At 63.9% G+C, this 24163-nt stretch carries 21 protein-coding genes; 5 read left to right on the top strand and 16 right to left on the bottom strand.

Annotation, left to right across the window (positions count from 1 at the left end; translation table 11 throughout):
- Positions 1-100 precede the first annotated feature (100 nt).
- The 5 genes from HF027_RS10455 to HF027_RS10435 all read right to left on the bottom strand — a co-directional run bounded on the left by HF027_RS10455 (position 101) and on the right by HF027_RS10435 (position 4676).
- Positions 101-559 (bottom strand): nuclear transport factor 2 family protein, encoded by a 459-nt coding sequence (locus tag HF027_RS10455; RefSeq protein WP_168015485.1) that lies wholly within the window; start codon positions 557-559, stop codon positions 101-103.
- Positions 560-585: 26 nt separating this feature from the next.
- Positions 586-2034: a deoxyribodipyrimidine photo-lyase gene (gene phrB, locus HF027_RS10450; protein ID WP_168015483.1), complete on the bottom strand. Its 1449-nt coding sequence runs from the start codon at positions 2032-2034 to the stop codon at positions 586-588.
- Between the two features lie 80 nt (positions 2035-2114).
- Entirely contained in the window at positions 2115-3029 is a 915-nt protein-coding gene (locus HF027_RS10445) for a MerR family transcriptional regulator (RefSeq protein WP_168015481.1), read from the bottom strand.
- 153 nt (positions 3030-3182) lie between these two features.
- Positions 3183-3551 (bottom strand): sirohydrochlorin chelatase, encoded by a 369-nt coding sequence (locus HF027_RS10440; RefSeq protein ID WP_168015480.1) that lies wholly within the window; start codon positions 3549-3551, stop codon positions 3183-3185.
- Between the two features lie 108 nt (positions 3552-3659).
- Positions 3660-4676, bottom strand: coding sequence for an NAD(P)/FAD-dependent oxidoreductase (locus HF027_RS10435; protein WP_168015478.1), 1017 nt, complete (start codon positions 4674-4676; stop codon positions 3660-3662).
- Between the two features lie 245 nt (positions 4677-4921).
- Here HF027_RS10435 and HF027_RS10430 point away from each other — a divergent pair, with 245 nt between their 5' ends.
- Positions 4922-5827 carry a TIGR01777 family oxidoreductase gene (locus tag HF027_RS10430; RefSeq protein ID WP_168015476.1) on the top strand — a complete coding sequence of 302 codons (906 nt, stop codon included), beginning with the start codon at positions 4922-4924 and terminating at the stop codon, positions 5825-5827.
- A gap of 162 nt (positions 5828-5989) precedes the next feature.
- On the opposite strand, the gene rapA is transcribed toward HF027_RS10430, so the two are convergent.
- The gene (gene rapA / locus HF027_RS10425) at positions 5990-8932 is read right to left on the bottom strand and encodes an RNA polymerase-associated protein RapA (protein ID WP_168015474.1); all 2943 of its coding nucleotides are present in this window, start codon (positions 8930-8932) and stop codon (positions 5990-5992) included.
- A 133-nt stretch (positions 8933-9065) separates the two neighbouring features.
- A complete protein-coding gene (locus tag HF027_RS10420; RefSeq protein WP_168015472.1) occupies positions 9066-9863 on the bottom strand; it encodes a TlpA family protein disulfide reductase in 798 nt (265 codons plus the stop codon).
- A gap of 264 nt (positions 9864-10127) precedes the next feature.
- On the opposite strand from HF027_RS10420, the gene HF027_RS10415 reads away from it, so the two are divergent.
- Positions 10128-10688, top strand: coding sequence for a YceB family lipoprotein (locus HF027_RS10415; protein WP_168015470.1), 561 nt, complete (start codon positions 10128-10130; stop codon positions 10686-10688).
- A 130-nt stretch (positions 10689-10818) separates the two neighbouring features.
- Positions 10819-11034: a hypothetical protein gene (locus tag HF027_RS10410; protein ID WP_168015468.1), complete on the top strand. Its 216-nt coding sequence runs from the start codon at positions 10819-10821 to the stop codon at positions 11032-11034.
- Between the two features lie 338 nt (positions 11035-11372).
- On the opposite strand, the gene dkgB is transcribed toward HF027_RS10410, so the two are convergent.
- From dkgB to HF027_RS10395, 3 genes are all read right to left on the bottom strand, one after another.
- Positions 11373-12185 carry a 2,5-didehydrogluconate reductase DkgB gene (gene dkgB / locus HF027_RS10405; protein ID WP_168015466.1) on the bottom strand — a complete coding sequence of 271 codons (813 nt, stop codon included), beginning with the start codon at positions 12183-12185 and terminating at the stop codon, positions 11373-11375.
- Positions 12186-12336: 151 nt separating this feature from the next.
- Complete coding sequence (locus HF027_RS10400) at positions 12337-13023, bottom strand: type 1 glutamine amidotransferase domain-containing protein (RefSeq protein WP_168015464.1); 687 nt, start codon at positions 13021-13023, stop codon at positions 12337-12339.
- Between the two features lie 253 nt (positions 13024-13276).
- Complete coding sequence (locus HF027_RS10395) at positions 13277-13759, bottom strand: hypothetical protein (protein WP_168015462.1); 483 nt, start codon at positions 13757-13759, stop codon at positions 13277-13279.
- 240 nt (positions 13760-13999) lie between these two features.
- Between HF027_RS10395 and HF027_RS10390 the strand changes: the two genes are divergently transcribed.
- Complete coding sequence (locus HF027_RS10390) at positions 14000-14338, top strand: hypothetical protein (protein ID WP_168015460.1); 339 nt, start codon at positions 14000-14002, stop codon at positions 14336-14338.
- A gap of 121 nt (positions 14339-14459) precedes the next feature.
- Here the strand turns inward: HF027_RS10390 and HF027_RS10385 are convergent, their stop codons facing one another.
- The 4 genes from HF027_RS10385 to speB form a co-directional block, all read right to left on the bottom strand.
- Positions 14460-15905: an aldehyde dehydrogenase family protein gene (locus tag HF027_RS10385; protein ID WP_168015458.1), complete on the bottom strand. Its 1446-nt coding sequence runs from the start codon at positions 15903-15905 to the stop codon at positions 14460-14462.
- Positions 15906-15968: 63 nt separating this feature from the next.
- The gene (locus tag HF027_RS10380; RefSeq protein ID WP_168015456.1) at positions 15969-17564 is read right to left on the bottom strand and encodes a 5-guanidino-2-oxopentanoate decarboxylase; all 1596 of its coding nucleotides are present in this window, start codon (positions 17562-17564) and stop codon (positions 15969-15971) included.
- 11 nt (positions 17565-17575) lie between these two features.
- A complete protein-coding gene (locus HF027_RS10375) occupies positions 17576-18961 on the bottom strand; it encodes a YjiH family protein (RefSeq protein WP_168015454.1) in 1386 nt (461 codons plus the stop codon).
- 60 nt (positions 18962-19021) lie between these two features.
- Positions 19022-19972, bottom strand: coding sequence for an agmatinase (speB, locus tag HF027_RS10370; protein ID WP_168015452.1), 951 nt, complete (start codon positions 19970-19972; stop codon positions 19022-19024).
- Positions 19973-20222: 250 nt separating this feature from the next.
- Between speB and HF027_RS10365 the strand changes: the two genes are divergently transcribed.
- Positions 20223-21674 (top strand): sigma-54 interaction domain-containing protein, encoded by a 1452-nt coding sequence (locus tag HF027_RS10365; RefSeq protein ID WP_168015451.1) that lies wholly within the window; start codon positions 20223-20225, stop codon positions 21672-21674.
- 50 nt (positions 21675-21724) lie between these two features.
- Here the strand turns inward: HF027_RS10365 and HF027_RS10360 are convergent, their stop codons facing one another.
- Together HF027_RS10360 and HF027_RS10355 are read right to left on the bottom strand one after the other, a co-directional pair.
- On the bottom strand, positions 21725-22759 hold the full coding sequence (locus HF027_RS10360) for a proline racemase family protein (RefSeq protein ID WP_168015449.1): 1035 nt from the start codon (positions 22757-22759) through the stop codon (positions 21725-21727).
- A complete protein-coding gene (locus HF027_RS10355) occupies positions 22756-23907 on the bottom strand; it encodes an alcohol dehydrogenase catalytic domain-containing protein (protein ID WP_168015554.1) in 1152 nt (383 codons plus the stop codon). Before HF027_RS10355 ends, HF027_RS10360 begins: the two co-directional genes overlap by 4 nt.
- Positions 23908-24163: the final 256 nt, after the last annotated feature.

Genomic DNA, 24163 nt, shown 5'->3' with positions numbered 1-24163 from the left:
TCCTGGCCAGGCGGCCGTGTCGCCCTGGATGGGCACGCTGCCATGCAGTCCTTGTGGCGATGGCCTTCTTGTAAGCTACGTTGGCATTGGCAAAGGGGTTTCAGGTGCCGGCGCGTCGTTTGAGATGACGGATAACGCCGCCAAGCACAGGCAGGCGCTCATAGAGCAGCTCTCCGGCATCAAAGTAGTCGCGGTGGCACCTGACCTTCGCCTGTCCTCCCTGATCATTTGCCGCTTTGGGCGCGAATATCAGCTGTGAGCACCCTTGCACGGCATAGGAGGACCCACCGGCCAGGCGAGGATGACGCAAGGTCATGGTCCAGGTGACGAAGGCGGTATCACCTAATCGCTGGCGGTGGTGAAAGGTGAATTGGCATTCCTCGACATGGGTGTACAAGGCAGCAAAATACCCTTCCAGCGCTTCAATACCCTCGATGCGGTGCAATGGATCCTGAAAGACCACATCCTCAGTATATACGTTGTACAGCTTACCTGTACAGGTTTTGTCTAGCTTATTGAAAAAGGCGCAGAAGGCGTCCAGTGCCGTGTCTTTAGACATGATGACTCCTTTACAGGGCGCGCCTCTCAGGGCGCGTCTTTCTTGAGAGCCTTGAAGGCATCCAGTGCACGAGCGCGGGCGGCCTTGTGATCGACGATCGGTGCCGGGTAGTCGGCTTGACCGAGAAGATCACTTGTCGGGGGCGCATGGCGCTGTTGGGCGGGAAGGTGCGTCAGTGCGGGAAGGTAGGCCTTGATGAAAGCGCCGTCCGGGTCGAACCGCTGGGATTGGGTGGTGGGATTGAAGATGCGGAAATAAGGGGCGGCATCGGTGCCGGTGGAAGCGGCCCACTGCCAGCCGCCATTGTTGGCGGCGAATTCGCCGTCGATGAGGTGGCGCAGAAAGAAGGCCTCACCGCGCCGCCAGTCGATCAGCAGGTGTTTGGTAAGAAACATGGCGGTGATCATGCGCAAACGGTTGTGCATCCAGCCGGTCTCGACCAGCTGACGCATGGCCGCATCGACGATCGGATAGCCGGTACGTCCTTCGCACCAGGCGGCAAAGGATGCCTCATCATCTCGCCAGGCCAACGCCTCGGTGTGTTGCTGGAAGGCGCGATGGCGGCACACGCGCGGGAAGCCGACCACGATATGCTGATAGAACTCCCGCCAGACCAGCTCGTTGACCCAGGCGGTGAGGCCTGCATCGCCTTCGTTCAACTGACCGTCGTTCTCACCCAGCACCGCTTGGCAGCACTGACGCCAGGAGATCATGCCCAGCGCCAGGTAAGGCGATAGCTCGCTGGTGCCAGCCACGGCCGGGAGGTCACGCTGTTCCTTGTAGTGGCGGCCGCGGAAGCGCAGGAAACGCTCAAGGCGGTCGGCGGCGGCCTGCTCGCCGGCAGGCCAGTGTTTGGGCGCGGCGGGCGTATCGTCCAGGGCAGGAAGCGTTGGCACTGGCTCGGTCTCGATGCCCAGCGGGTCCTGCACGGGGGGAGCGTCACGCAGCGACAGCTGTTCCGGGGTCAGCGCCCGATGCCAGGCCTTGGCGAAAGGCGTGAAGACGCTGTAATAGTCGCCCTGCCCGGTGCGCAATTCGCCGGGGACGAAGGCGATGGCATCGGTGTGTGCCCGCACCGACAGGCCCTGACGCTCGAAGGCCTCGATGACCGCTTCGTCACGGCGCCACTCGTCGAGAGGGTACTCGCGATTGAAGTGCAGGGCGCTGGCGCCAACCTCTTCAGCGAGCCCCAGCAGGGTGGCCGGGGCCTCGTCGAAATGGGCGATTTCCCGGTGCAGGAGCGGGATGTTGTACCCGGTGAGGTCCTCGGCCAGGGCGACAATCCCGCGGTTGAGGAAATCGAGCTTGTTGGCACCGTGGCCATGGGACTGCCACTGAGGCAGACAGCGCAGGAAGACGGCGACCACCGGCCCCTGTCGGGCGGCCTCGCTCAATGCAGTGTTGTCGTGAAGTCGCAGATCGCTGCGCAGCCAGACCAGTCGAGGGGGCTCGCTGGCCCGAGTCGCACTTTGCATGATCGCTCCTGCCATTGTGAGAGAAGACGGTATGGGAGGGCCGTGTCAGGACGTCATGTGCTGGTGACTCGCGCTTGACGCTACCGGGCCCGTGTCAGCGGCTTGAGCCGGGCAATCGCCTGCAGAGGATCATCGCCGAGTACCGCCACCTGAGTGTCGGCGAGTTCCTGCTCGCGGATACGTGCCACTGGCCCGCAGAGGCCTAGCGGTACATTGATCTGCTCGGCGAGCTTGGGCAGCTGGCGTCTAAACAGCTCAGTGCGCTCGGCCTGCCCACTGCAAACCAGCATGGCCGCGGCATCCAGGCGCTGAACGGCCAGCGGCATTTCATTCAAGGGCAGTGCGTCGTCGAAGAGGTGGACACGATAGCCTGCATCGCTTGCCGTCAGTGCCATCAGAAGCTCCCAGAGCATGCCATGGGCGTCCGGCAGTCGGCTAATCAATACCGTGCCGCCGGTATTGGTCTGATTGCCATGATAGAGACGCGTACCGATGCGGCTACGCAGAAAGGATTCCAGCGTCGCGCGTTGCAGGGCCGTGCCGAGTTGTTCGCCCCAGCCCTCTTCGAGAGACGCAATGAGCGGCTTGAACAGCTCACCGACACAAGTCGCGACCGGGTAAAGCGTCATGGCCTGATGATAGAGCGTATCCAGGCGGCCAAGGTCCAGCGCCTCGACGGCGGCGTGCCATTGCTGGCGCTGACCTAGCCAATCGCCGATGGCCGGCGCCTGTGGTTCGGCTGGAGCGGGTTGGTCGAGTAGCTCCCGCACCTGGCTGACGGGCACGCCGCGGTTGAGCCATTGAAGTATCTGTTCGACGCGCTCCACATCGTCGTAGGCATACAGGCGGTGGCCCTTGGCGGTGCGCTGCGGGCGAATCAGGCCGTAGCGCCGTTCCCAGGCGCGCAGGGTCACCGAGTTGACGCCTGTCAATCGCGAGACCTCACGAATGGGATAGAGCGGCGTATCGGCCGGGTGGGTCGCCTTGGTAGTCATGCGCTGGTGAGCCTCTCGCTGTGTCGTCGAATCAGCGACGTACAGATGCTGTGCGCGACGTCGCTGATGGGCCTAAGAATGGTGCAAATTATTATACAAGGCAATGAGGTTGTACAAATTGTGGGAAGAGAGGCGTCCTGTTCCCATGTCTGGTCAGTCACCGGCGCGCTCGTCGATGATGCCGGCCAGGGCATCGACGAAGGCCGGATGCTGCCCTACCGGCGGCAGCAGCGTCAGCTCGATATCGGGGTGTGCCTCGCCCAGGGCGGTGATCTGGCCCGGGACGTCCTCGCGAAGATGGCGACCGGCCGCGAAGAACAGCGGCAGGATATCGGCGCGGGTGATGCCGCTCTCGCTCAGTTCTTGCACCGTGGCTTCAAGTGACGGTTCACAAAGCTCCATGTAGGCCATGCGCAGTGGCGTGGAGCGCCGATCCTTCAGCGTGTCGGCAAGTGACTCGAAGGGCGCCTTCCAGCGTGGGTCACGGGAACCATGGGCAAGCAGGATCAGGGCGTGTGACATGAAAACCTCTTGGGAAACGAAGTGTGCAGTAGTGAAGGTGGCTTATTGATCGATAGCGTTGGTGTCTCGCCATCGACACTAGCGTTTGTTGTCTGAACTGGCGGTTGATCATTGGCCGATTTCGACGGCCAGGGCCTGCCCCAGATCATGGCCGGAGAGCCAGGCATCCTCGACTCGGGATGCGCGAAAGGCATCGCCGGCCAGCGCCAGTCCCAAAGCGCTCAGCCGGTAACCGGGACCGGTGGTCTCTCCAACCGGCTTGGCATAGCGCCAGCGGTGGGCGCCGAGCAGTCGTGGCGTGGGTAGCGGTTGGGCGTAGAGCGATTCGAAGGCAGACAACAATCGCGAGGCGACGGTATCGGCGTCATCCTCGAGCCAGTCGGCACTGGCCTTTGCGCCGGCCAGCAGGGTCAGGCTTTCGCCTTGTGTCTGGCGACCGGGCTTAGCGTCGTTGCGACTGACCACGCCAAGCGGCCCCACATTGACGAAGGCGGCCTGCCAATCGGCATCGACCCCGGGTAGCGCCGGGAGCGGTTCATCGAAGAGGGCATAGCCAGCCCAGCAGGGCTGTTGGGTGACGGCGCGACAGTCGGCGGCGAGAGTCGCGTCATGGGGAGCGACCAGCTCTAACGCCTGGGGAGTGGGTGCCGTGATCACCACTCGCGTATAGGGCCCATGATGGTGCCCCTTGTCGTCGGCCAGCCACCAGCCGTCGGCACACTGCTCAAGGCCGGTGATGCGCGTCTGGGTGTGCAGGGTAAGCCCTTCCGCCATCGCTCTCGTCAGGGCACTCATGCGTGGCACGGCGCTGAAGCGCCTCTGCGCGTCCCGATGCAGTTGCCAGCCCTCGGCGTCAATTCGCCACAACCGCTCTGGCCAGGGGGCGACTAGCCCAGCGCGGCACCAGGCATCGACCTGGGAAACAAACCGTTTCTCGCGGGCGGTGAAGTATTGAGCGCCCAGGTCGACGACCGCGCCGGGCAGTTGTCGACTGGTCAGGCGGCCGCCAGGGCCACGGGCCTTGTCGAAGATCTCGCTTGAGATGCCGCAATCGGCGAGTACCCGGGCACAGGCAAGACCCGAGAGACCGGCGCCGATGATGGCGATGCAAGAGCTGGCGGACATCAATCCTCCAAGTGACTGGCGTAGCCCGAAACATGATCAGATTAACAGAATCGTACAAAATCTGTATAACAATTGGTAGTGCCGCGATGCCATCGTGGCCACCCGGTGCCTGATCAAGGGCCCGCCAGGGGGAAAGATGAAGGGCATCGCACTTGATACAGGCAAACGTAGCTGGCACGACTTATGTATCTTGAGCCACGCTTTGCGTAGGTGAGGGCACACAACACAGTATCTTAGGAGGCAGCATGCGTATTCTGATCACTGGTGGTACCGGCTTCGTGGGCAGACCCCTTTGTCGTCGTCTGGCAGAGGCGGGCCATGAGCTCTTGGTGGTGTCCCGGGATCCCGCCAATGCGCGTGACCTGCTGCCGGCAGACACGGCGGTCGCGGACTCGGTGATGGCCTTTGTCGAGTCACAACCGGAGGCGATCATCAACCTGGCCGGTGAACCGATCGCCGACAAGCGCTGGACCGATGAGCAGAAGCGCCGCTTGGTGGACTCCCGCGTCGACATCACCCGGGCGCTGGTCAACCTGTGTGGCCAGCTGGCCGAGGCCGGTGCGGCGCCGAAGGTGATGATTTCGGGCTCGGCGATGGGCTACTACGGTGATCAGGGTGATACCCGGGTGAGCGAAGATACGCCGCCGAATGATGAATTTGCCCATCGTCTCTGCGAGCAATGGGAGCGTGAGGCGCAGGCGGCCGAGGCGCATGGCGTGCGGGTGGTGCGGGTACGCACAGGGCTGGTGCTCGAGAAGAACGGTGGCACCCTTGCCAAGATGCTGACGCCCTTCAAGCTGGGGCTCGGCGGCCCCTTCGGCAGCGGTCGTCAGTTCATGCCCTGGATACACCGCGATGACATGGTGGCGCTGCTTGAGTTCCTGCTCGAGCGCGAGGACCTCAGCGGCCCCTTCAATGCCTCGGCGCCGCACCCGGTAACCAACGCCGAGTTCACGGACACCCTGGCGAAACACCTGCATCGGCCGGCATTCATGGCGGTACCGTCCTTTGTCCTCAAGGCCGGGCTTGGCGAGATGGCCAACCTTCTGTTGACCGGTGCCGACATGCGCCCGGAGCGCCTTCAGGAAGCCGGTTTTAGCTTCGCGTACCCGACGCTCGATCAGGCGCTGACCGCGATCCTTTCTCGGTAAATCTTCTCCGTTACGCCTTTCTCGCTTCTTTTCCATGCGCCTGAACGTTTCGCCCTAACGCCATGCGCCCGGCCGAAGTGGCCGGGCGCATGGCGTTCTATCGAGCTGTTCGTTCGCTGGCGCCGTGCAGCCGGCGCCAGCGCTGATAGCGCCGTTGCAAGGCTAGTCGGTATCGACGGTGACGATCACCCGCACGGCATCCAGGCGCAGCCGGGTACCTTCGATGGCGGTATCCAGCGAGGCGCGTGTCTCGGCGAGGGCATCAATTTCATCCTCACGCACCGCCGGGTTATGACGCGACAGGGCCTTGAGGCGCGACAGCTCGCCGTCGAGGGTCTCGCGCATGCGGGTCTGTGCGGCCTCGACAATGCTCGGCAGCTCCCGTTCGGCTTCCTGTTCGCCCTGAACCAGCAGTTCGCGCAGCTGGTCGTGGCGGTCCTTGATCAGGTCGCGGGCCACCGCCTTCTTGACCTTGGTGAGGTTCTTGGCCAGGCCGCCGAAGGAGACCTTGGAGGACAGATTGCTGCCGTTTTCGTCGAGCAGCACGCGGACCGCTGTCGCCGGCAGGAAGCGGTTGACGTGCAGCTTCTTCGGTGCCGGGCAGTGAGTGCGGAAGACCAGTTCGGTCATCAGGCGACCGCCCGGAATCGCCGGGTGCTTGAGCAGGGCAAGTGCCGTGTTGCCCATGTTGCCGTCGAGCTGGCGCGCCATCATCTCGCGGATCAGCGGATGCTCCCAGGAAAGATGCTGGACGTCGTCGCGGGCCAGGGCCTTGGGGCGTGACAGGGTCGCGGAAAAGCCGTCTTCGCCTTTCACCAGGCCCGGCAGGCCGTCGAGCATCTGCGGGCTCGGCTGCAGGTGCATGACATCACCGCCCAGGTCCTGACTATCGACGCCGAAGATATCCAGCGCCTGATCCAGGTAGCGTGGCAGCGCCTTGTCATCGTCGAGCTCACGGATCGCCTCGATGATCCTGGCAGCACGCGCCGGCCGGCAGGCGTTGTACTCGAGCAGGCGGTTGCGGCCGGCCTCACGCTCCTTGAGCTTGGTCTCGAAGAGGGCACGCGTCTCGGTGATCAGCTCCTCGAGGCCTTCCTCGTCGAGCAGTGCCTCACCCAGGTCATCACCGAAGGCAGCGAAGAGCTCGCTGCCGATACCGTGAGGGGCGCTGAAAGCGTCCATGCCCTCCCGGTACCAGCGCAGCAGTCGGGCACCGGGGCTCTGTTCGAACACCGGGACATGCAGCTGGATGGTGTGCTGCTGGCCGATGCGATCCAGCCGGCCGATGCGCTGTTCGAGCTGGTCCGGTTGCTGGGGCAGGTCAAACATCACCAGATGACGGCAGAACTGGAAGTTGCGACCTTCTGAGCCGATCTCCGAGCACACCAGCACCTGACAGCCGTCCTCGGTGTCGGCGAAGGCGGCGGCAGCGCGGTCGCGCTCGACCAGCGTCAAGCCTTCGTGGAACACCGGCGCCTGCACGCCGCCCAGCACCCGCAGGCCCTCGGCGAGTTCCAGCGCGGTATCGCGACCATGGGCGATCACCAGTACCTTGTCGTCGCCAACCTCGGTGAGCTGCTCAAGCAGCCAGGTCACCCGGGGATCGAACTGCCACCAGGGCTCGGCGTTGAGCGGATCGTCGCTCAGCGCCCGGTACATGGCATCCGGATAGATCAGCACGTCCGGATGATCCAGGCCGGTTTCGATCAGGAGTTCGTCGAGATAGTCCTCGTCGCGCTCGATGCGGCGCAGCACCCGGCGATAGGACGAGGGCAGGGCGAGTTCGCTGACGTGCAGTTCACGCTCGGGAAAGCCGCCGACGTGACGACGGCTGTTACGAAACATCACCCGGCCTGTGCCATGGCGGTCGAGCAGCTGTTCGGTGAGCTGGCGCCGTGCGGCTTCGCGCTGGGCGTCATCGCTCTCGACCTCGGCCAGCGTATCGAGCAGTGCCTGGCTGTCGGCGTCGTCGATCACCGCATCGACCAGCGCCCGGGCCTCATTGCCTTCGGCCGGGGTGGCGGCGGGCAGCTTGTCCAGCGCATCGATGGCCTCGGCGACCTGCACGTAGCCTGCTTCCTCGGCCTTGAAACGCTCCAGGTCCTGGTAGCGGTCCGGGTCGAGCAGGCGCAGCCGTGCGAAGTGGCTCTCGAGCCCCATCTGCTCGGGGGTGGCGGTGAGCAGCAGCACGCCGTCGATGGTCTTCGATAGGCGCTCGACGCAAGCGTAGCCGGGACCCTGTTCGTCCGGCGTCCAATCCAGATGATGGGCCTCGTCGACAATCAGCATGTCCCAGTCGCAGGCCTCGGCCTGCGCCTGACGGTGCGGGTTGTTGAACAGCCACTGTTGGCTTGCCAGCACCAGCTGGCCGCTGTCGAAAGGGTTGCTTTCGCTTTGCGCCTGACTCTGGTGTTCATCGAGCAGGGTGACCTTCAAGGCAAAGCGGCGCAGCAGTTCGACCAGCCACTGGTGCGTCAGGCTGTCAGGCACAAGGATCAGCGCCCGTTCGGCGCGGCCGGTGAGCAGCAGGCGGTGCAAGATCAGGCCGGCCTCAATGGTCTTGCCAAGGCCCACTTCGTCGGCCAGCAGCACCCGCGGCGCGTGGCGCCCGGTGATCTCATCGGCGATGTAGAGCTGGTGATCGATCAGGTCGACCTTGGGGCCGGCAAGGCCCAGCGCCGGGTTCTGCTCGATGCGGTTATGATGGTGCAGGGTACGAAAACGCAGGTTGAACCAGTCATTGCGGTCGACCTGACCGGTCAACAGGCGGTCGCGAGCCTGGTCGAACTGCATGGTGTCGGCGAGCTGCGCTTCGGGCAGTTCGCGTAGCTGGCCCTGATCGTCCTCACCGATATAGACGATCAAGCCGCGCTCTTCCTTGCTGTCGTCGACCAGCATCTGCCAGCCCTCGGCGGACTGGATGCGGTCACCGCTACCGAAGACCACGCGGGTCAGCGGCGCCTGGCGCACGCTGTACGTCCGGGTTTCCTCGCTGGCGGCGAACAGCACAGTGACGGTACGGAAATCGCAGTTCAGGACGGTGCCCAGACCCAGCTCGGCTTCGCCGTCGCTGATCCAGCGCTGGCCGGGAGAAAATTCGCTCATGCTGCCTCGGATACTGAAAGGGTCGATGCGCACGCAACCGGCACAAGGGCCGGCGACGACAGGGCGCGGTATCTTACAGCAAAGCGGGGCGCGGCTTAAGTAGGTGGTTGGGCTCAAACCGCCGATAGCACGCTCAAGGGCTCGTCCAGGCCTCCAGCTGAGCACGGCTGAGCTCGCCCACATGGTGCTCGACCAGCCGGCCGTCGGCATCGAAATAGAGGCTGGTGGGCAGCCCCGGGGACTCGGCGATCACGCTTAGACGCTGCTGCGGGTCGAGCAGGGCCTGGTCGAATGAGAGGTTCTGGTCATCCAGGTAGCGCACCACTTGAAGAAGCTCTTCCCCCTGGTTGGCAACGACCACGGTGATGTCGTCACGGTTGGCGACGTCCTCGAGTAGTGGCATCTCTCGCAGGCAGGGCGGACACCAGGTGGCCCATAGGTTGATCAGCACCGGTTGGCCGGTGAGTGTCTCGAGTGCCACCGGCTCGCCGTCGAGGTTCTCAAGTGTCAACTCGGGCAGCGAACGCAGACTGAGGCTGCCACCCAGCGGGTTCCAGCCGACCAGCGCCAGCCACAGTGCCGAACAGCCGAGCAATAGCGCCAGGCTGCCAAGCTGCCTTCCCATGTGGTCGCGCAGTGTCCAGATCGTCCAGACACTGGCGGCGAAGAGCCCCGCTAGGCCCTGATAGCCGGGCTGCCAAAATTTGAGGATATCCAACGGAGCGCCGGCGAAGCTTTCGAAATGGGTGACAACATACCCCAGGCGCGCGCCGATCAGCCAGACAAGCAGTACACCATTGAACCAGCGTACATGGCGGCCACGGGGCAGGCCGAGGAGCGCAAGGCTCAGCACCAGCAGCAGCAGCGCTGCGGCCAGGGCATAGAGACGCGGCAGTGAGATCAGAAGCGGACCGAGGGCCAGGGCATCCATGTCAGCGGGCTCCGGGAGTCGTGAGAAACGAGAGGCAGTCGAGGTAAGTCGTCCCCATGCCGCGAGGCAACCGGGCAATTCAGCCTACTGCCTCGTTCGTTGGCTGTCACGCTGGCGATCTTCGCTTTCTCGATGCCGGTTTCATGCCTGACGGCGAGCGGGCGCAGTTTTGGAGGAAGAACGACAGACAAGCAGGCACTGCCTCTTGGCGGCGGGGCTGGAATGGGACAGGATGGCCCCACTCATCTCACGGAGACTTGCCCGATGCGCCACCTTGTCCCCCTGGTTCTGATCTGCCTGCTTGGCCTGAGCGGCTGCTCCAGCCTGTCCTACTCGGTCAGCGAGGCCACCATGCAAGAGGAGCTGACGGCGGCCGTGGAAGGCTTCGACCGTGCCCAGCTCAAGTCCGGTTCGCCGCTGTCGTTGACGCTTGAGTCGACCGATCTCGCTGTCGGCCCCGACGGTCGCGACGTGATACGCCTGGCGGTGGCCGGCCGCGTCGCCGTCAACGCCTTCGCCTCCAACCTGCCCGCGGATGTGGCGCTCAGCCTTGAAGGTACGCCTTACTACGACAGTGATGAAAGGGCGATCTACCTGCGGCGGCTTTCGCTGCTCGATAGCCGTATCGATGCGCCCTGGTTGCCGATGGATATCGCTCCGGTCACCGACCTGGTGGTGCGCCTGGTTGCCCAGACGCTTGAGAGCGTGCCGGTCTATCGTCTGGACCCGGATGCCATGGGCTGGGGCTGGAAGGAGCGTCTGGCCTCCCGAGCCGTGACCCTGGATATCGAGCCCGGGCGGCTGGTGTTGAAGCCGGGGCGCTAATCCGGCAGGTTTTCCTTGCCGTCCCGTCGGCGGCGATCTTGGGTATGATGAGGCGCCATGCGTGGGAGTGGCGCCTCATCGCCTCGTCTTTCTGTTCACACTCATCGCGTTATTTACACCCGGAGCTTTCATGGCCAAGCCTGCCTTCGACATTCTGCGCGCCCTGGCCATCGGCAGCCAGGCTGCCGGCCTGACGGCCGTCATCACCTTGGAGACCGTGATGGGGGATGCCGCCCGGCCCTGGCAGGGGCTGACGCTTGGGCTGATGGTGTCGGCGGCGCTTCTGCTGGCAGTGGCGCGAACCTATCGCCGCAACCGCCGGCGCAAGCGCAACGAACGCAGCTGATCGCCACACTGAGAGCGGCACTGAGAGCGACACTCAGGGCGGTTTCTCATAAGCCTTTGGGTTAATGCTTGTGGGGGCGCGACGGCAGTCACTCGGCAAAGAGGTGAACCTGAGCATCGTGGCCAGGGCAGTCGCTAACTACAGGTAAAAAAAGGGGCGGTGGCTAATGGCCACCGCCCCTTTTGCATGTCAGCGCATTTTTCCGGAGATTTTAACGGCCGGTTTTACGGCCCGATGTTTGCGGTCCTGTGTTTCCGGCCCTGTGTTTCCGGCCCCATGTCTACAGTCCTCTGTTTCCGGCTAAATCATGGTGTTTGTGAAGTGCGCTGCGTTCGCGATCAGTCCCAGCGGGGGGCGAAGTCCGGGTTGGCGATGCGTTCTCCCCGGTCAAGAGTCGCGATCTCATCGAGTTCATCCTGGCTCAGGGTGATCGAGAGCGCCTCAAGGTTGCTCTTGAGATGATCGGCCTTGGTGGATGACGGGAAGGTCACGATATCCAGCGCCTGCAGCCAGGCCAGGGTGATCTGAGCCGGCGTCGCATCGTGGTTTGCGGCGATGCGCTTGAGGGTCTCGTCCTCCATCACCTTGCCCACGGCCAGCGGCATGAAGGCGGTGACCGCGATGTCATGACGCTTGCAGTGCTCCACCAGCTTGCGGTTCTGCAGGAAGGGGTGGACCTCGATCTGATTGGTCAGCAGCGCGCCTTCGCCAAGGATATCCACCGCCTGGTCGATCTGCGCAGTGGTGAAGTTGGAGACGCCGATATGGCGCGTCTTGCTGGCCTTCTGCACCTCGCGCAGGGCGGTGAGGTAATCGCGCATCGGCACTTCATCATTCGGCGACGGCCAGTGGATCAGCAACAGGTCCACCTGCTCGGTGCCAAGCTTTTCAAGGCTCTCGTCGACGCTTTGCTTGAGTGCCTCGGGGGCGAGGGTGTCGTACCAGACCTTGGTGGTCAGGAAGATCTCGTCCCGCGGGACCTGGCTATCGGCGATGGCCTGGCCGACCTCGGCCTCGTTGCCATACATCTGGGCGGTATCGATATGCCGATAGCCGAGTTCCAGTGCGGTGGTGACGGCGCTCTTGAGGGTGTCGCCCTTGAGACGGAAGGTGCCAAGCCCGGGATTGGGCATCATGGTGTGCTGAGTCATGCAGTCTCCGTAGCGTTGATCGCGAAGCGGTACATGGCGAGCGGTCGTGGGTCACAAGGTCGCCATGCGTCGGTAGCCGACTGAAAAGCGCTGATATCACCCCGGCCATATCCAAGGGCGGGATGATCCACATTCGATGAATACAGGCGGTTTACAGACCCAGTGCCTCGAGTAGCACCTTGGCCACCGGCTCGGAAGAGGGCGGATTCTGCCCGGTGATCAAGCGGCCATCACGGCGGGTGTAGGGCGTGAAGTCATCGGCCTTGGAGTAGTGGGCGCCGCAGTCGATCAGTGCGTTTTCCACCAGATGCGGGACGATGTTGGTCAGGCCCACGGCCTCTTCTTCGCCATTGGTGAAGCCGGTAACGTCACGCCCCTTGACCAGCGGCTCGCCTTTCTCGTCACGGGCATGGAGTAGCACGATGGGCGCATGACAGACCGCCGCGACGGGTTTCTGCTGAGCCCAGAAGGTCTCGATCAGGCGGATCGAGTCGGCATCGTCGACCAGGTCCCATAGCGGGCCGTGGCCCCCCGGATAGAAGATGGCGTCGAAGTCGTCGGCCTTGATGTCCGCCAGACGATGCGTGGTGGCGAGCTGCGCATTGGCCGCATCGTCCTGCTTGAAGCGGCGGGTGGCGTCGGTCTGGCTGTCTTGTGCATCACTGGCAGGGTCGAGCGGTGGCTGGCCACCCTTGGGCGAAGCCAGCGTCACCTCGGCGCCGGCATCCAGGCAGGCGTAATAGGGCGCCGCCAGCTCCTCCAGCCAGAAGCCGGTCTTGTTGCCGGTGTCGCCTAGCTGGTCGTGTGAGGTCAGTACCATCAGAATACGTTGACTCATATGAGGCTCCTGCTGATGTCTTGAATAGCGCGTGAAGGGTGTGGGCGTTGCCTAACGAATATTGGCCATTCTAGAGAGGCATGCAGTATTCGGGAACTGATGAATACTGATACGAGATATGCGGTATGCGCATATCTTTGACGGGAACCAGCCTCTGGAGAAGCCTGGTAGGTGACCGGCGAGGCCTGCTGCAAGCAGTATAGATGACCCGCTTGCCAGCGTGTGTGGTGCTGCGCGCAAGGTGGAGGGGCTATCAGGTGATGGGTGAAAACGCGGTCGTCGTCCCTTGAATGCGTCTCCCCTGGTATCTGAGCGTCTGTTGGATCCAGAGCGATACCAGGGCGATGGCCAGGCCAATCAGCGCGAGTGCCCAGGTGACCAGTAGCGCCGTCTCGAGCCCACTCATCGGCCCATCTCGGTAGCTGCCGTGCCATAGCGTTCCCTGAAGAAGCCAGAAGCCCAGGGCGCCGGTCAGCGATCTGTGGAGGTGACGCACCAGCACGAACCCCCAAGCCAGGACCCAGCCAACCGACACCACCAGCGGGCCAACCGCCAGCCAGCCAAGCCCTTGCGCCCTGAAAAGGATCCCGGCGCCAAGTGTTAGGATGGCGAGACAGACCGCGATAAAAAGCGAGATCAGGCATTCCTTGCCCCAGGCGGGCAAGCCGTCAGCGCTCATTGTGGCCTCTGTCAGTGAGGTGGTCTCTGTCAGTGAGAGCGAAGCGGGTCGAGTCATGGCACATCTGCTGGTCAGCGAAATGAAGGTAGGAGAATTCATCCTTACAGGGTCGTGATGAGAATGGCAATGTGGACGCTTTCAGAACACAGAGGGCGAAGCGCAATATGGCATGCTCAGATGGCTGTCGGATCGCCGTGTGTGAGATACACTCGAAGTGAGCCCTCCCATGGTGGAGTGGCCGGTAATAACGGCAAAACGCTCGTTGGCGAGACAACAATTTCCTTAGAAGGAGCCGAGATGCAGCCGCTTAGCTATTACTACGTCAATGTACTGGAAGCGATGGAGAAGCCCTGTGATGTTCCCGCCGCGGAGCGCCAGGAAGGCTACGACCTGCTCTATCAACAGGGCGGTCGAGTGGAGATTGATCTCATGCAGAAGGCCGAACAGGCCCAAGCCGAAGGCACGCCCTTCCACTGGTATGAGGCTATCGATTCAGAGCAGCAGGCCAAGCTGCACCGCGCCCTCGAAGATCAGGATCCGGCCAAGATCCACAAGCTTCTTAATCGCAATGGCTATGCCAGCATCCTTTATCATCATGCCTGTAACCACTTCGCTGAAGTGCCCGGCGCCGCCTGATGGCTCCTGCGCCTGCTGACAGGCGCACACGAAACACAAGCTGAACGAAAAAAGAGACCGCCGCGGCGGTCTCTTTTTTTGGCAAGCGCAACGGCGGTCCGGTGTCGGATCGCCGCGTGGCTCAGGCGGGGCCGACGATATGCTTGACCTCGAGATAGCCAGCCAGGCCCCAGGGCCCCAGTTCGCGGCCGATGCCGCTGATGCCAAAGCCACCCCAACCGGTTTCGGGCAGTACCAGTTGCTCGGTATTGAACCAGATGCTGCCGGCTCTCAGGGCGCGGCCGACGCGCTTGGCGCGCTCGGCATCACCGCTGATCACGGTGGCGGCCAGGCCAAACGCGGAGTCATTGGCGAGCGCGATCGCCTCTTCTTCGCTTGTCACGTTCCTCGCGCACAGCACCGGGCCGAAGATTTCCTCACGCCACAGGCGGCTATCCTCAGGCACATCGCGATATAGCGTCGGCGCCACGAAGTAGCCCTGAGACGGCAGGCGGCGGTGGCGGGCGTCGCGCACGGCCTCGAGCTCTTCGCGCTCGGCCAGTGCCAGGTAGGACTGCACGGCATCGCGCTGGCGGGCGCTGGTCATCGGGCCCATGTCGCTGGCCTCATCCAGCGGGTCGCCCAGCGTCAGCGCATCGATGCGCTCGCCGAGCGCGGCATACAGCGACTCGCTGATCGCCTCATGCACGATCAGGCGCGAGGTGGCCGAGCAGATCTGGCCGCTGTTGAAGAAGATGCCGGCCATCACCCAATCGGCGGCCTTTGCGACGTCGGCATCGTCGAGCACCAGAATCGGCGACTTGCCGCCAAGCTCCAGGGAGACACCTCGTGCGCCATGGGCAGCAGCCTGCATGACCTTCTCGCCGACGGCGTTGCTGCCGGTGAAGGAGAGCTTGTCGATGCCGGGATGCTGCGTCAGGGGGGCGCCGATGCCGTCGCCGTCACCGTGCAGCAAGTTGATCACACCGGCGGGCAGGCCGATCTCGAGAGCGATCTCGGCCAGGGCCAGCTCGGGCAGCGGTGTGACTTCCGAAGGCTTGAAGACCGCGGTGCAGCCGGCGGCAAGCGCCGGTGCGAGCTTCCAGGCGCTGGTCACCAGGGGGAAGTTCCAGGGCGCGATCAGGCCGACCACGCCCGCCGGGTCTTCATAGCAGCGAGCTTCGACGCCCTCCATGGCATGCTCCACCAGGCGCCCCTGACGAGCCTCCAGGGCCCGGGCCTGGCCGGCATAGTAGCGATAGCAGGCTATGGCATCGTCAAGATCAATGCCGGCTTCCATCAGCGCCTTGCCGTTATTGGTGGACGAGACCCGGATCAGTTCGTCGCGGCGGGCGCTCAGTGCCTCGGCAAAGGCGTCCAGGTAGTCGCCGCGCGCCTTGCCACCCAGAGCCTGCCATGCCGGCTGCGCCTGGCGGGCCGCGGCAACGGCGGCCTCGACATCGGCGGCGTCACCGGCGGTGATCTCGGCGATCATCTCTTCGCGGAAGGGATCCATGACGGCCAGTCGGCGCTGTCCGTGACTGGCCACCCAATGATTGTTGATGAACTGCTTGTCGAGCTTGTGCATGACGCGCTCCGTCATAGGTCGTGATGTCATAGATCGTGGTGTCGCAGACAGTAGTCGAGGTTGTCAGCCGGCCGGCCAGCGGTGAGCGTCGATTTCGATCAGCAAGGGGCCTTTCTCGGGGCGCTGCGATAACGCCTTGGCCAGGCTTTTCGGGTCCTCGGCCCGCGTGGCGAGGCAGCCGAAACCGCCGGCCAGGGTCTGAAAATCGGGGGCATGCAGGTTCACGCCGATGGGGGTGACGCCGTTGGCGGCCATGTAACGACGAATCTCCTCGTAGCCGCCGTTGTGCCATAAGAGGATCACCACCGGCAGGCGCTCCTCCACGGCGGTGGCAATTTCTGCGAGCGTGAACATCACCCCGCCATCGCCAACCAGTGCCACCACCGGCAGGTCCGGGCGGGCCAGTTGGGCGCCGAGCGCGGCGGGCAGGCCGTAACCCAGGGTGCCGTAGCCGGTCGAGGCGTTGAAGAAGCGCCGTGGCTCGGGCTGGGCGACCAGGTGATTGGCGGCATAGACCGGGGCGCAGGAATCTCCTACCAGAATCGCCTCGGGCACCACCTCGGCGAGCGTCTCGAAGAGCGGCACGAAGGGCTTGAATGCCGGGTCCTGGGGCAGCGCCAGGGCTTCGAGCGCGGCGGCGGTGCGACGGCGTCCCTGTCGCGGCAGAACTATCGGGAAGTGGGCCGCGAGGGCCTCCAGGGTGGCGCCGGCATCGGCGATCAAGCCAAGCGCAAGCGACTGGTTGCGCACCAGTTGTTCGGGGTCCAGATCGACCCGGATCAGCCGGCCCGTCAGCAGGAAGCCATCGTCGAATACTACGTCATAGTCGGTCTCGCCGAGCTCGGTGCCGATGGCGAGGATTACATCGGCCTCCCTTGCCAGCTCACGCACCGCCGGCAGCGCCGCGTTGGCGCCCAGATCCAGCGGATGGTGGCGTCCCAGCAGGCCCTTGGCGTTGATGGTGGTAACGGTGGGGGCATCCAGGCGTTCGACCAGCGCGCGGGCGGCCGCGGGGGCCGCGACGCAGCCCCCGCCCAGCAGCACCAGCGGCCGCTTGGCGTCATGCAGCCAGGCAGCGGCGGTGGCGAGCCCGGCCGGGTCCGGTGCCGGGCGATGGATGACGGGTGCCTGCCATTGCGTCGGCATTGGCACCGGTGCATCGAACAGATCGATGGGGATCTCGATGTGCACCGGCCCCGGGCGCATGCTGCTAAAGACCGCAAAGGCCCGGGCCAATACCTCCGGCAGGGCCGACGGCTCGAGCAGGGTGTGGCTGAAACGAGAAACGCCTGATAGCAGCTGTTGCTGGCTCGGCAACTCGTGTAGGCGTCCCTGGCCGCGGCCAAGGGTGTCACGGCGATTGACGCTTGAGATCACAAGCATCGGCACCGAATCTGCCAGCGCCTGACCCATGGCGGTTGCGATGTTGGTCATGCCGGGGCCGGTAATGATGAAGCAGACACCGGGCTTGCCGGTGGCGCGTGCGTAGCCGTCGGCCATGAAACCGGCCCCCTGCTCGTGGCGCGGGGTGACGTGACGCAGGCCACTGTCGGCGAGGCCCCGGTAGAGCTCCACGGTATGCACACCGGGGATACCGAAGACGGTATCGGCGCCATGACGATCGCGCAGCAGGGCGATAAGAAGTTCGGCACAGGTCATCATTGAACTCCTCAAAAGACGAAGACGTGGGCGATCAGGGCGATGATCGGCAGGGTGATGGCGGTGCGCAGCAGGAAGATGACCACCAGCTCCCAGAGTTTCAGCGGGATCTTCGACTTGAGCAGCAGGGCGCCGATTTCCGACATGTAGATCAGCTGAGTCAGCGACAAACAGGCGATCACGAAACGGGTCAGCTCGCTGTCGATGTCCTTGGCCAGTACCGCCGGCAGGAACATGTCGGCAAAGCCCACCAGCGTCGCCGGGGCGGCGGCGGCGGCCTCGGGAATCTGCAGCCACTCAAGCACCGGCACCATCGGGTAGGAGAGCCAGGTGAACAGCGGCGTGAACTCGGCGAGCACCAGCGCCACGGTGCCGATGGCGATCACCAATGGCAGCAGGCCGAGGAAGATATCGGCGACGTTGAAAAGGGCGACGCGAGCCAGGGCACGAGGACCGGGGGCTGTCTCGGCGCGGGCCACGGCAATGCTCAGGCTGTAGCGCAGAAGGCCCATGCCCGCGGTGGTCTCTTCGGCGATCTGGCAGCCGACCGGCTCATGGTAGGTGTTTGCCTTGCGTGACAGCGGCGGCAGACGCGGGACAATGACCGCCGCGATCAGGCCCGAGACCACCACGGTCAGGTAGAAGGGCACGAACAGATGGTTGATGCCGATGAAGCTGGTTACCAGCAAGGCGAAGGCGATCGAGACGATCGAGAAGTTGGTGGCGATGGCCGACGCTTCGCGCTGGTTGTAGTAGCCCTGTTCGTACTGCTGGGTGGTGATCAGCACGCCGACGGTGCCGGAGCCCATCCAGGAGGCGGTGGCATCGATGGCGCTGCGGCCGGGCAGGCCGAAGATGACCCGGAACGGCTTGCGCACCAGACTGCCGATGAACTCCATGAAGCCGAAGTCGACCAACAGCGGCAGCAGAATGGCCGCAAAGAAGAAGAAGGTCAGCAGCACGGGAGCCAGGTCGTTGAGCATCACGCCACCGGTGAAGGCGGCGGTGATGAACGCAGGCCCGACCTGGAAATAGGTCATCAGCGCGAACAGCGCCCCGAGGCCGCGCATCGCGAACCACAGCGGCGCGACATCGAAGAGCTCCTTGGCGCTGCCCTGACGGCTCCAGGCCGGCTTGGCAAACTTGACCACGGCGGTCAGCAGTACCGACAGGCACAGCACGACCACGGCGATGGCGGGCAGGGCGTCACCCAGGGCCGCCTTGAGGCCGTCGGCCATCAGGCCCATGCCGATATTGATGCTGTCACCGACGGAGAAGGGCACCAGGAACAGGCTGACCCCGATCAGAGACGGAATCAGGAATTTCAGCAAAGCCCGGCGGTTCAGAGGCTCCGGGCGGGTAGCGATCTCGTCGCTTGAGTCGAGTGCGGAAGACATGAGGTATGACCTGTTGGAGTTGTAATGGGTATTGCTTGGGCATTGCGTAGCGCTTGACGCTCAGTCCCGGTGCTTGACGCCAGGCAGGATGCAGAGCATCTCGTAGAGCAGGGTGGCGCCCATCAGCGCGGTGTTGCCGCTGGGGTCATAGGGAGGGGCGACTTCCATCAGATCGCCGCCGACCACGTTGAGGCCCTGGGCACCACGGACGATCTCCATGCCCTGCGGCATGGTCAGGCCGCCGGCCTCGACGGTGCCGGTGCCCGGCGCGAAGGCCGGATCGAGGCCGTCGATATCGAAGGTGATGTACACCGGGCCGTCGCCCATCTGCTCGCGCACTTCGGCCATCAGCGGCTCGAGCGACTTGTGCCAGCACTGCTCGGCGGTGACCACGCGGAAGCCCTGGTCGCGACACCAGTCGAAGTCCTCGGCCGAATAGCCGGTGCCACGCAGGCCGATCTGGACGACGCGGCGGCTGTCGAGCAGGCCTTCTTCCTGGGCGCGCCGCATCGGCGTGCCATGGGCGATCGGCTCGCCGAACATGTGATCGTTGACGTCGGCATGGGCATCGATATGAATCAGGCCCACCGGGCCGTGCTTCTTGGCGATGGCACGCAGCACCGGCAGCGTAGCGGTGTGATCTCCCCCCAGCGAGAGCGGTACACAGCCATGTGACAGGACCTCATCGTAGAAGTCGCTGACGATGTCGATGCTCTTGGGCAGGTGAAAGGTGTTGATCGGCACGTCACCGATATCGGCTACTTGCAGGCTGTCGAAGGGCGCGGCGCGGGTCGCCATGTTGTAAGGGCGCAGCATGCGGGACTCATCGCGAATCTGGCGCGGCCCCAGGCGGGCCCCGGGACGATTCGAGGTGCCGATGTCCAGCGGAATGCCGATGAAGGCGGCGTCGAGGCCCGCAGCCGATGCCTGTGCCGGTAGCCGCATCATGGTCGCCGGCCCACCGAACCGCGGCATGTCGTTGCCACCCAGCGGTTGATTGAAGTCGCTCATGTCCTGCTCCTTGTTCTTGGTGTCGGTCTTCAAGGCATCCCCCGACAGGCGTCGTTGTCAGGCGTGCTGATAGGTCAGCCGTGCTGAGAGAATGCCTTGTTGGTGTTCATTTAGCAGGAAGCATGCCAACTCTTAGTTGGTTGAATAGTAAGGCGTTTCGTTATAGATGATGCAAAAATGCATTGCCTGACGGGCGCTTGGTGATGCACTCTCGTATCATTGATTCAAAAATGTATCGGGCGGGCATCTTATGAGCGAGCTGGACAGCGCTATTCTCAGGACCATCATCGACACCGCTCATGATCATTTTTTTCTGGTCGATGCCAGCGGTCGGGTGCGCGACGTAAGCCCTGGCGCTGCTGCCGTCTATGGTATGTCCTGCGAATCGCTTATCGGCAGCAATGTCCGCACGCTGGTTGAGCAGGGCGTGCTCAAGCCGTCGGTGAGCCTCGAGGTGCTGCGCACCGGCAAGCCGGCGCAGCTATTGCAGCATACCGGCGCCGGCCGGCGTGTCATCGCCCAGGCACATCCGGTCTTCAGCCAAGGGCAACTGGCCTGTGTGGTCAGCCGCTCGATGGATTTGACCGACCTGCAGCTGCTGCAGGAGGAGTACGCCTTGCTGCAGCAGCGCTTCAGTGACCACCTCAAGCGTAGCCTCGGCGAGGGAGCCGCCACTGGCGAGCTGGACCCGGGGCTTTCGAGTCTCAAAGGTGTGCTGGAAGTGCGCAGCGGGGTGATGCAGGAGATCGCCCTGCTGCTCAAGCGCGTGGCGCCAAGCGATGCCAATGTGCTGATGCTGGGGGAGTCCGGCGTGGGCAAGACGGCTTTTGCTCGCCAGCTGCATCGCTGGAGCGCCCGGGGAGAGGGGCCCTTCATCGACGTCAACTGCGGCGCCATTCCCGAGAGCCTGTTCGAGTCGGAGATGTTCGGCTATCAGCCGGGGGCCTTCAGCGGCAGCAACCCCAAGGGCAAGGCCGGTCTGCTGGAGCAGGCGGCCGGTGGCACCCTGTTTCTCGATGAGATCGGCGAGTTACCGCTTGCCATGCAGACCAAGCTGCTCAAGGTCATTCAAGACGGCAGCCTGATGCGGCTGGGCGACACCACGCCACGTCGGGTCGACTTCCGGCTGGTGGTGGCCACCAACCAGAACCTGGCCGAGGCGGTGGAGGAGGGCCGCTTCCGGCTCGACCTCTACTACCGGCTGAACGTGATCCCCGTGACTCTGCCACCGCTTCGGGAGCGCCGTGAGGATATTCCGGGGTTGGTCGAGCGACAGCTCAAGCAGCTCAATCATCGCTACGGCGGTGACAAGATTCTGGATAGTGGCGTGTGGCAGGAGCTGATGGGACGTGACTGGCCGGGCAATGTGCGTGAACTGGAAAACTGGCTGGAGCGCGCCTGGCTGTCAGCGCCTGGAGGCGTGATCGCGACGCCCGAAGCGGATGCACTGTCGGGCCTCAGTGAGCTGCCTAAGCGTGAGCCCCGGGCGCTTAAGGCTACTGTCGAGGGGGATGCCGGGCGGCAATTGGCTGAGGGTAAAGGGCTCAAGGACGCTCTGGCGCGCACCGAGCGCGAGATACTGGCCGCGCTATGTAGTGAGCTTGCCAGCAGCTATGCCATCGCCGAGCGGCTGGGTATCAGCCAGCCAAGCGTCGTGCGCAAGATGCAGCGCCATGGGCTGCGTATCCAGCCGGCGTCATAGGAGCCGGCTGCGTCCTTTCTTCCCTCTTTTCTCTTTTTTCCTGTTGCTTGCTAGCCCTGCGTCAAAATATGGCGCAGCCCCTGGCACTCCACCATCGGGTCGTCACAGTTGACGACGATTTCCGAGCGGGCGAGCACATAGCTCTTGCCGGTGATGGTGTTCTCGACCACCGCTTGATCACCTTCCAGGTGCGTGCCGGTGAACTCACCGATGAAGCCTGTCTCGCGCAGTGAGACGGTTTCTAGCTTGTCACCGGGCTGAATGCGCCCCTCGTGGTGCATCAGTGCCAGGCGCGCCGAGGTGCCGGTACCGGTGGTGCTGCGACAGATCACGCCCGGGTGTACGTAGGTGGTCGAGCGCGAGCGATAGAAGCCTTCCGCAATCTGCTCGACCGGACCCATGAAGTGCAGGAAGGGCAGGGGGCCCACGTCCCCAAGGCTGTAGTGGGAGAAGCCTCGCTCGGCTTTAATGGCCTCGACGATCTTGTGGGCACAGTCAGCCAGTGCCCGCTCCTCCTCGCGGACCAGCGAGAAGCCGAGCGCGCCGGCATCCACCAGCGCATAGAAGCCCCCCGAGTAGGCGATCGAGTAGGTCACCTCGCCGATGCCGGGCACCTGAATGCGGGCCCGGTAGGTATCGATATAGCTGGGTAGCCCCTCGCAGGTGATGGCCTCGACCACGCCGTTCTCGACCCGCGCCTCGATCTGCACCAGCCCGGCCGGCGACTCGAGGGCGAAATGCTGGCGCCCCTCCTGCTTGGGCACGATGCCGCTTTCCAGCACCGCCGTGGCGGTGCAGAGAGTATTGGAACCGGAATAGATGGGGTAGCCCATCACTTCCATGATGATATAGCCCGCCGCGGCCATTGGGTCGGTGGCCGGCACGATCAAATCCACCGACATTTCCGGAATCCCGTAGGGTTCCTCGAGCAGCAGCCGGCGCAGACCGTCGGCATCATCGCGTAGATAATGCATCTTCTCGCGTACGCTGGCGCCGGGCAGCGGTGCGATGCCACCGATGACGATGCGACTGACGTCGCCCCCGGCATGGGTATCGATCAGCTGGAAACTCAGCGGTTGGCTCATGATGCGTTCTCCTGCGGGGCGTCTTCCAGGGCAAAAGGGGCGCCGTGCTCCGGCCACTGGGCATCGGGCACGATCACGATCTTTCCCAGGTAATTGCTGCCACGATTGACGAAGTAACGCTCGGCGTCATGCAGCGCGGAGAGTCTGAAAGCCGCGTGCAATACCGGCTTCAACTGGCCGCCGCGGATCCACTCGATCAGCTGCTCGGCTTCCTCGCGGGTGCCGTGGGACACGCCGAAGATCTGCACCTGATAGAGATAGATGCGCGTCCACATGATCTCGCTTACGTTGCCGCCGCTGGCCCCGGCGATGGAGAGACGCGGGTAGGTGCTGCGACGACGCATGTCGAAGATCATGGCGTCGATGAAACGATCGGTCATCTCGCCGCCGACCAGGTCCATCACTGCATCGATGGGCGCGCCGCCGGTCACGGCCTTCACCTGTTCGGTGAATTCTGCCATGTCGCCGCGATCCAGCACCGCCTCGGCACCCAGCGCGAGCAGAGCATCGGCCTTGTCCGGCTGGCTCAGTGCGTAGGGGATAGCGCCGACAACGCGACACAGCTGGATCAGCGCCGTGCCCACACCACCGCTGGCGCCGGTGACCAGCACCCGCTCGCCGGCCGAGACCTTGGCCGAGGTCATCATGTGGTAGGCGGTCTGGTAGGAGCACATGCCCATGGAGGCAAGCTCGGCGTCGTGAAGCCCCGGGTTACTGACCGCATGGAACTGATCCGAGGGCACGGCGATGTACTCGGCGAAGCCGCCGTCGGCGCCGTGGCCGTAGTAGTCCGGTACCAGGTTCAGGTCAGGCCGCGTATCGGGGTAGAGGTTGAAGTCCAGAAGGCCGCGCTCGCCGATCCGCACACTGGCCACCCCGTCGCCGACCGCCACCACATGGCCGACCACATCGGCACCCTGGATGCGCGGAAAGGTCAGGGTTGGCGAGCCGCCCATGGCAAATGAGGTCACCTCGCCCTTGTTCTTGGTCGGGTAGAGCCCCTCGCGCGCCTTGCGGTCGGTGTTGTTCTTGGCCGTTGCGGTAACGCGCACCAGCACCTCGCCATGCCCCGGCCGGGGTACCGGCACGTCCTCATGGTAGACGAGCTTGTCGATGTCGCCATGGCCTGTCAGCAGCATGGCGGCCATGGTGGTGGGCAGCTGTTGGGGTTGGGTCTCGGCAGTCACGGATGGCCTCCTTATGTTGCCGGATGTACAGCTGACAATATGCACCTGACTTGGGCCGGAAAAAAGGGCGCTCTCGCCGTCAGCACATCTGCTTTCAAGGATGGTCGGGTTACACCGAAAGTTCAGTTGCAGCCACCTTCTTGTGGGGGTGTTCAGCGAGTTAGAAGATGGCGCTCGGAAGAAGGCCTAGTCGTCTTCACGGGTGTTGGGGTGCATG

The sequence above is a fragment of the Halomonas salinarum genome (assembly GCF_012062845.1).
GTDB classification, from domain to species: domain Bacteria; phylum Pseudomonadota; class Gammaproteobacteria; order Pseudomonadales; family Halomonadaceae; genus Onishia; species Onishia salinarum.
The sequence above is the reverse complement of the archived record's forward strand: the minus strand, read 5'-3'. Positions and strand labels throughout refer to the sequence as shown.

What these genes read in the sequence shown, in the direction of transcription:
- HF027_RS10375 (WP_168015454.1), bottom strand. Translation starts at nt 18,961, where the DNA reads ATGTCTTCCGCACTCGACTCAAGCGACGAGATCGCTACCCGCCCGGAG.
- HF027_RS10455 (WP_168015485.1), bottom strand. Translation starts at nt 559, where the DNA reads ATGTCTAAAGACACGGCACTGGACGCCTTCTGCGCCTTTTTCAATAAG.
- HF027_RS10420 (WP_168015472.1), bottom strand. Translation starts at nt 9,863, where the DNA reads ATGGATGCCCTGGCCCTCGGTCCGCTTCTGATCTCACTGCCGCGTCTC.
- HF027_RS10360 (WP_168015449.1), bottom strand. Translation starts at nt 22,759, where the DNA reads ATGAGCCAACCGCTGAGTTTCCAGCTGATCGATACCCATGCCGGGGGC.
- HF027_RS10400 (WP_168015464.1), bottom strand. Translation starts at nt 13,023, where the DNA reads ATGAGTCAACGTATTCTGATGGTACTGACCTCACACGACCAGCTAGGC.
- HF027_RS10390 (WP_168015460.1), top strand. Translation starts at nt 14,000, where the DNA reads ATGCAGCCGCTTAGCTATTACTACGTCAATGTACTGGAAGCGATGGAG.
- HF027_RS10355 (WP_168015554.1), bottom strand. Translation starts at nt 23,907, where the DNA reads ATGGCCGCCATGCTGCTGACAGGCCATGGCGACATCGACAAGCTCGTC.
- HF027_RS10415 (WP_168015470.1), top strand. Translation starts at nt 10,128, where the DNA reads ATGCGCCACCTTGTCCCCCTGGTTCTGATCTGCCTGCTTGGCCTGAGC.
- HF027_RS10365 (WP_168015451.1), top strand. Translation starts at nt 20,223, where the DNA reads ATGAGCGAGCTGGACAGCGCTATTCTCAGGACCATCATCGACACCGCT.
- HF027_RS10430 (WP_168015476.1), top strand. Translation starts at nt 4,922, where the DNA reads ATGCGTATTCTGATCACTGGTGGTACCGGCTTCGTGGGCAGACCCCTT.
- HF027_RS10435 (WP_168015478.1), bottom strand. Translation starts at nt 4,676, where the DNA reads ATGTCCGCCAGCTCTTGCATCGCCATCATCGGCGCCGGTCTCTCGGGT.
- HF027_RS10395 (WP_168015462.1), bottom strand. Translation starts at nt 13,759, where the DNA reads ATGACTCGACCCGCTTCGCTCTCACTGACAGAGACCACCTCACTGACA.
- speB (WP_168015452.1), bottom strand. Translation starts at nt 19,972, where the DNA reads ATGAGCGACTTCAATCAACCGCTGGGTGGCAACGACATGCCGCGGTTC.
- HF027_RS10440 (WP_168015480.1), bottom strand. Translation starts at nt 3,551, where the DNA reads ATGTCACACGCCCTGATCCTGCTTGCCCATGGTTCCCGTGACCCACGC.
- HF027_RS10410 (WP_168015468.1), top strand. Translation starts at nt 10,819, where the DNA reads ATGGCCAAGCCTGCCTTCGACATTCTGCGCGCCCTGGCCATCGGCAGC.
- HF027_RS10445 (WP_168015481.1), bottom strand. Translation starts at nt 3,029, where the DNA reads ATGACTACCAAGGCGACCCACCCGGCCGATACGCCGCTCTATCCCATT.
- HF027_RS10380 (WP_168015456.1), bottom strand. Translation starts at nt 17,564, where the DNA reads ATGACCTGTGCCGAACTTCTTATCGCCCTGCTGCGCGATCGTCATGGC.
- dkgB (WP_168015466.1), bottom strand. Translation starts at nt 12,185, where the DNA reads ATGACTCAGCACACCATGATGCCCAATCCCGGGCTTGGCACCTTCCGT.
- phrB (WP_168015483.1), bottom strand. Translation starts at nt 2,034, where the DNA reads ATGCAAAGTGCGACTCGGGCCAGCGAGCCCCCTCGACTGGTCTGGCTG.
- rapA (WP_168015474.1), bottom strand. Translation starts at nt 8,932, where the DNA reads ATGAGCGAATTTTCTCCCGGCCAGCGCTGGATCAGCGACGGCGAAGCC.
- HF027_RS10385 (WP_168015458.1), bottom strand. Translation starts at nt 15,905, where the DNA reads ATGCACAAGCTCGACAAGCAGTTCATCAACAATCATTGGGTGGCCAGT.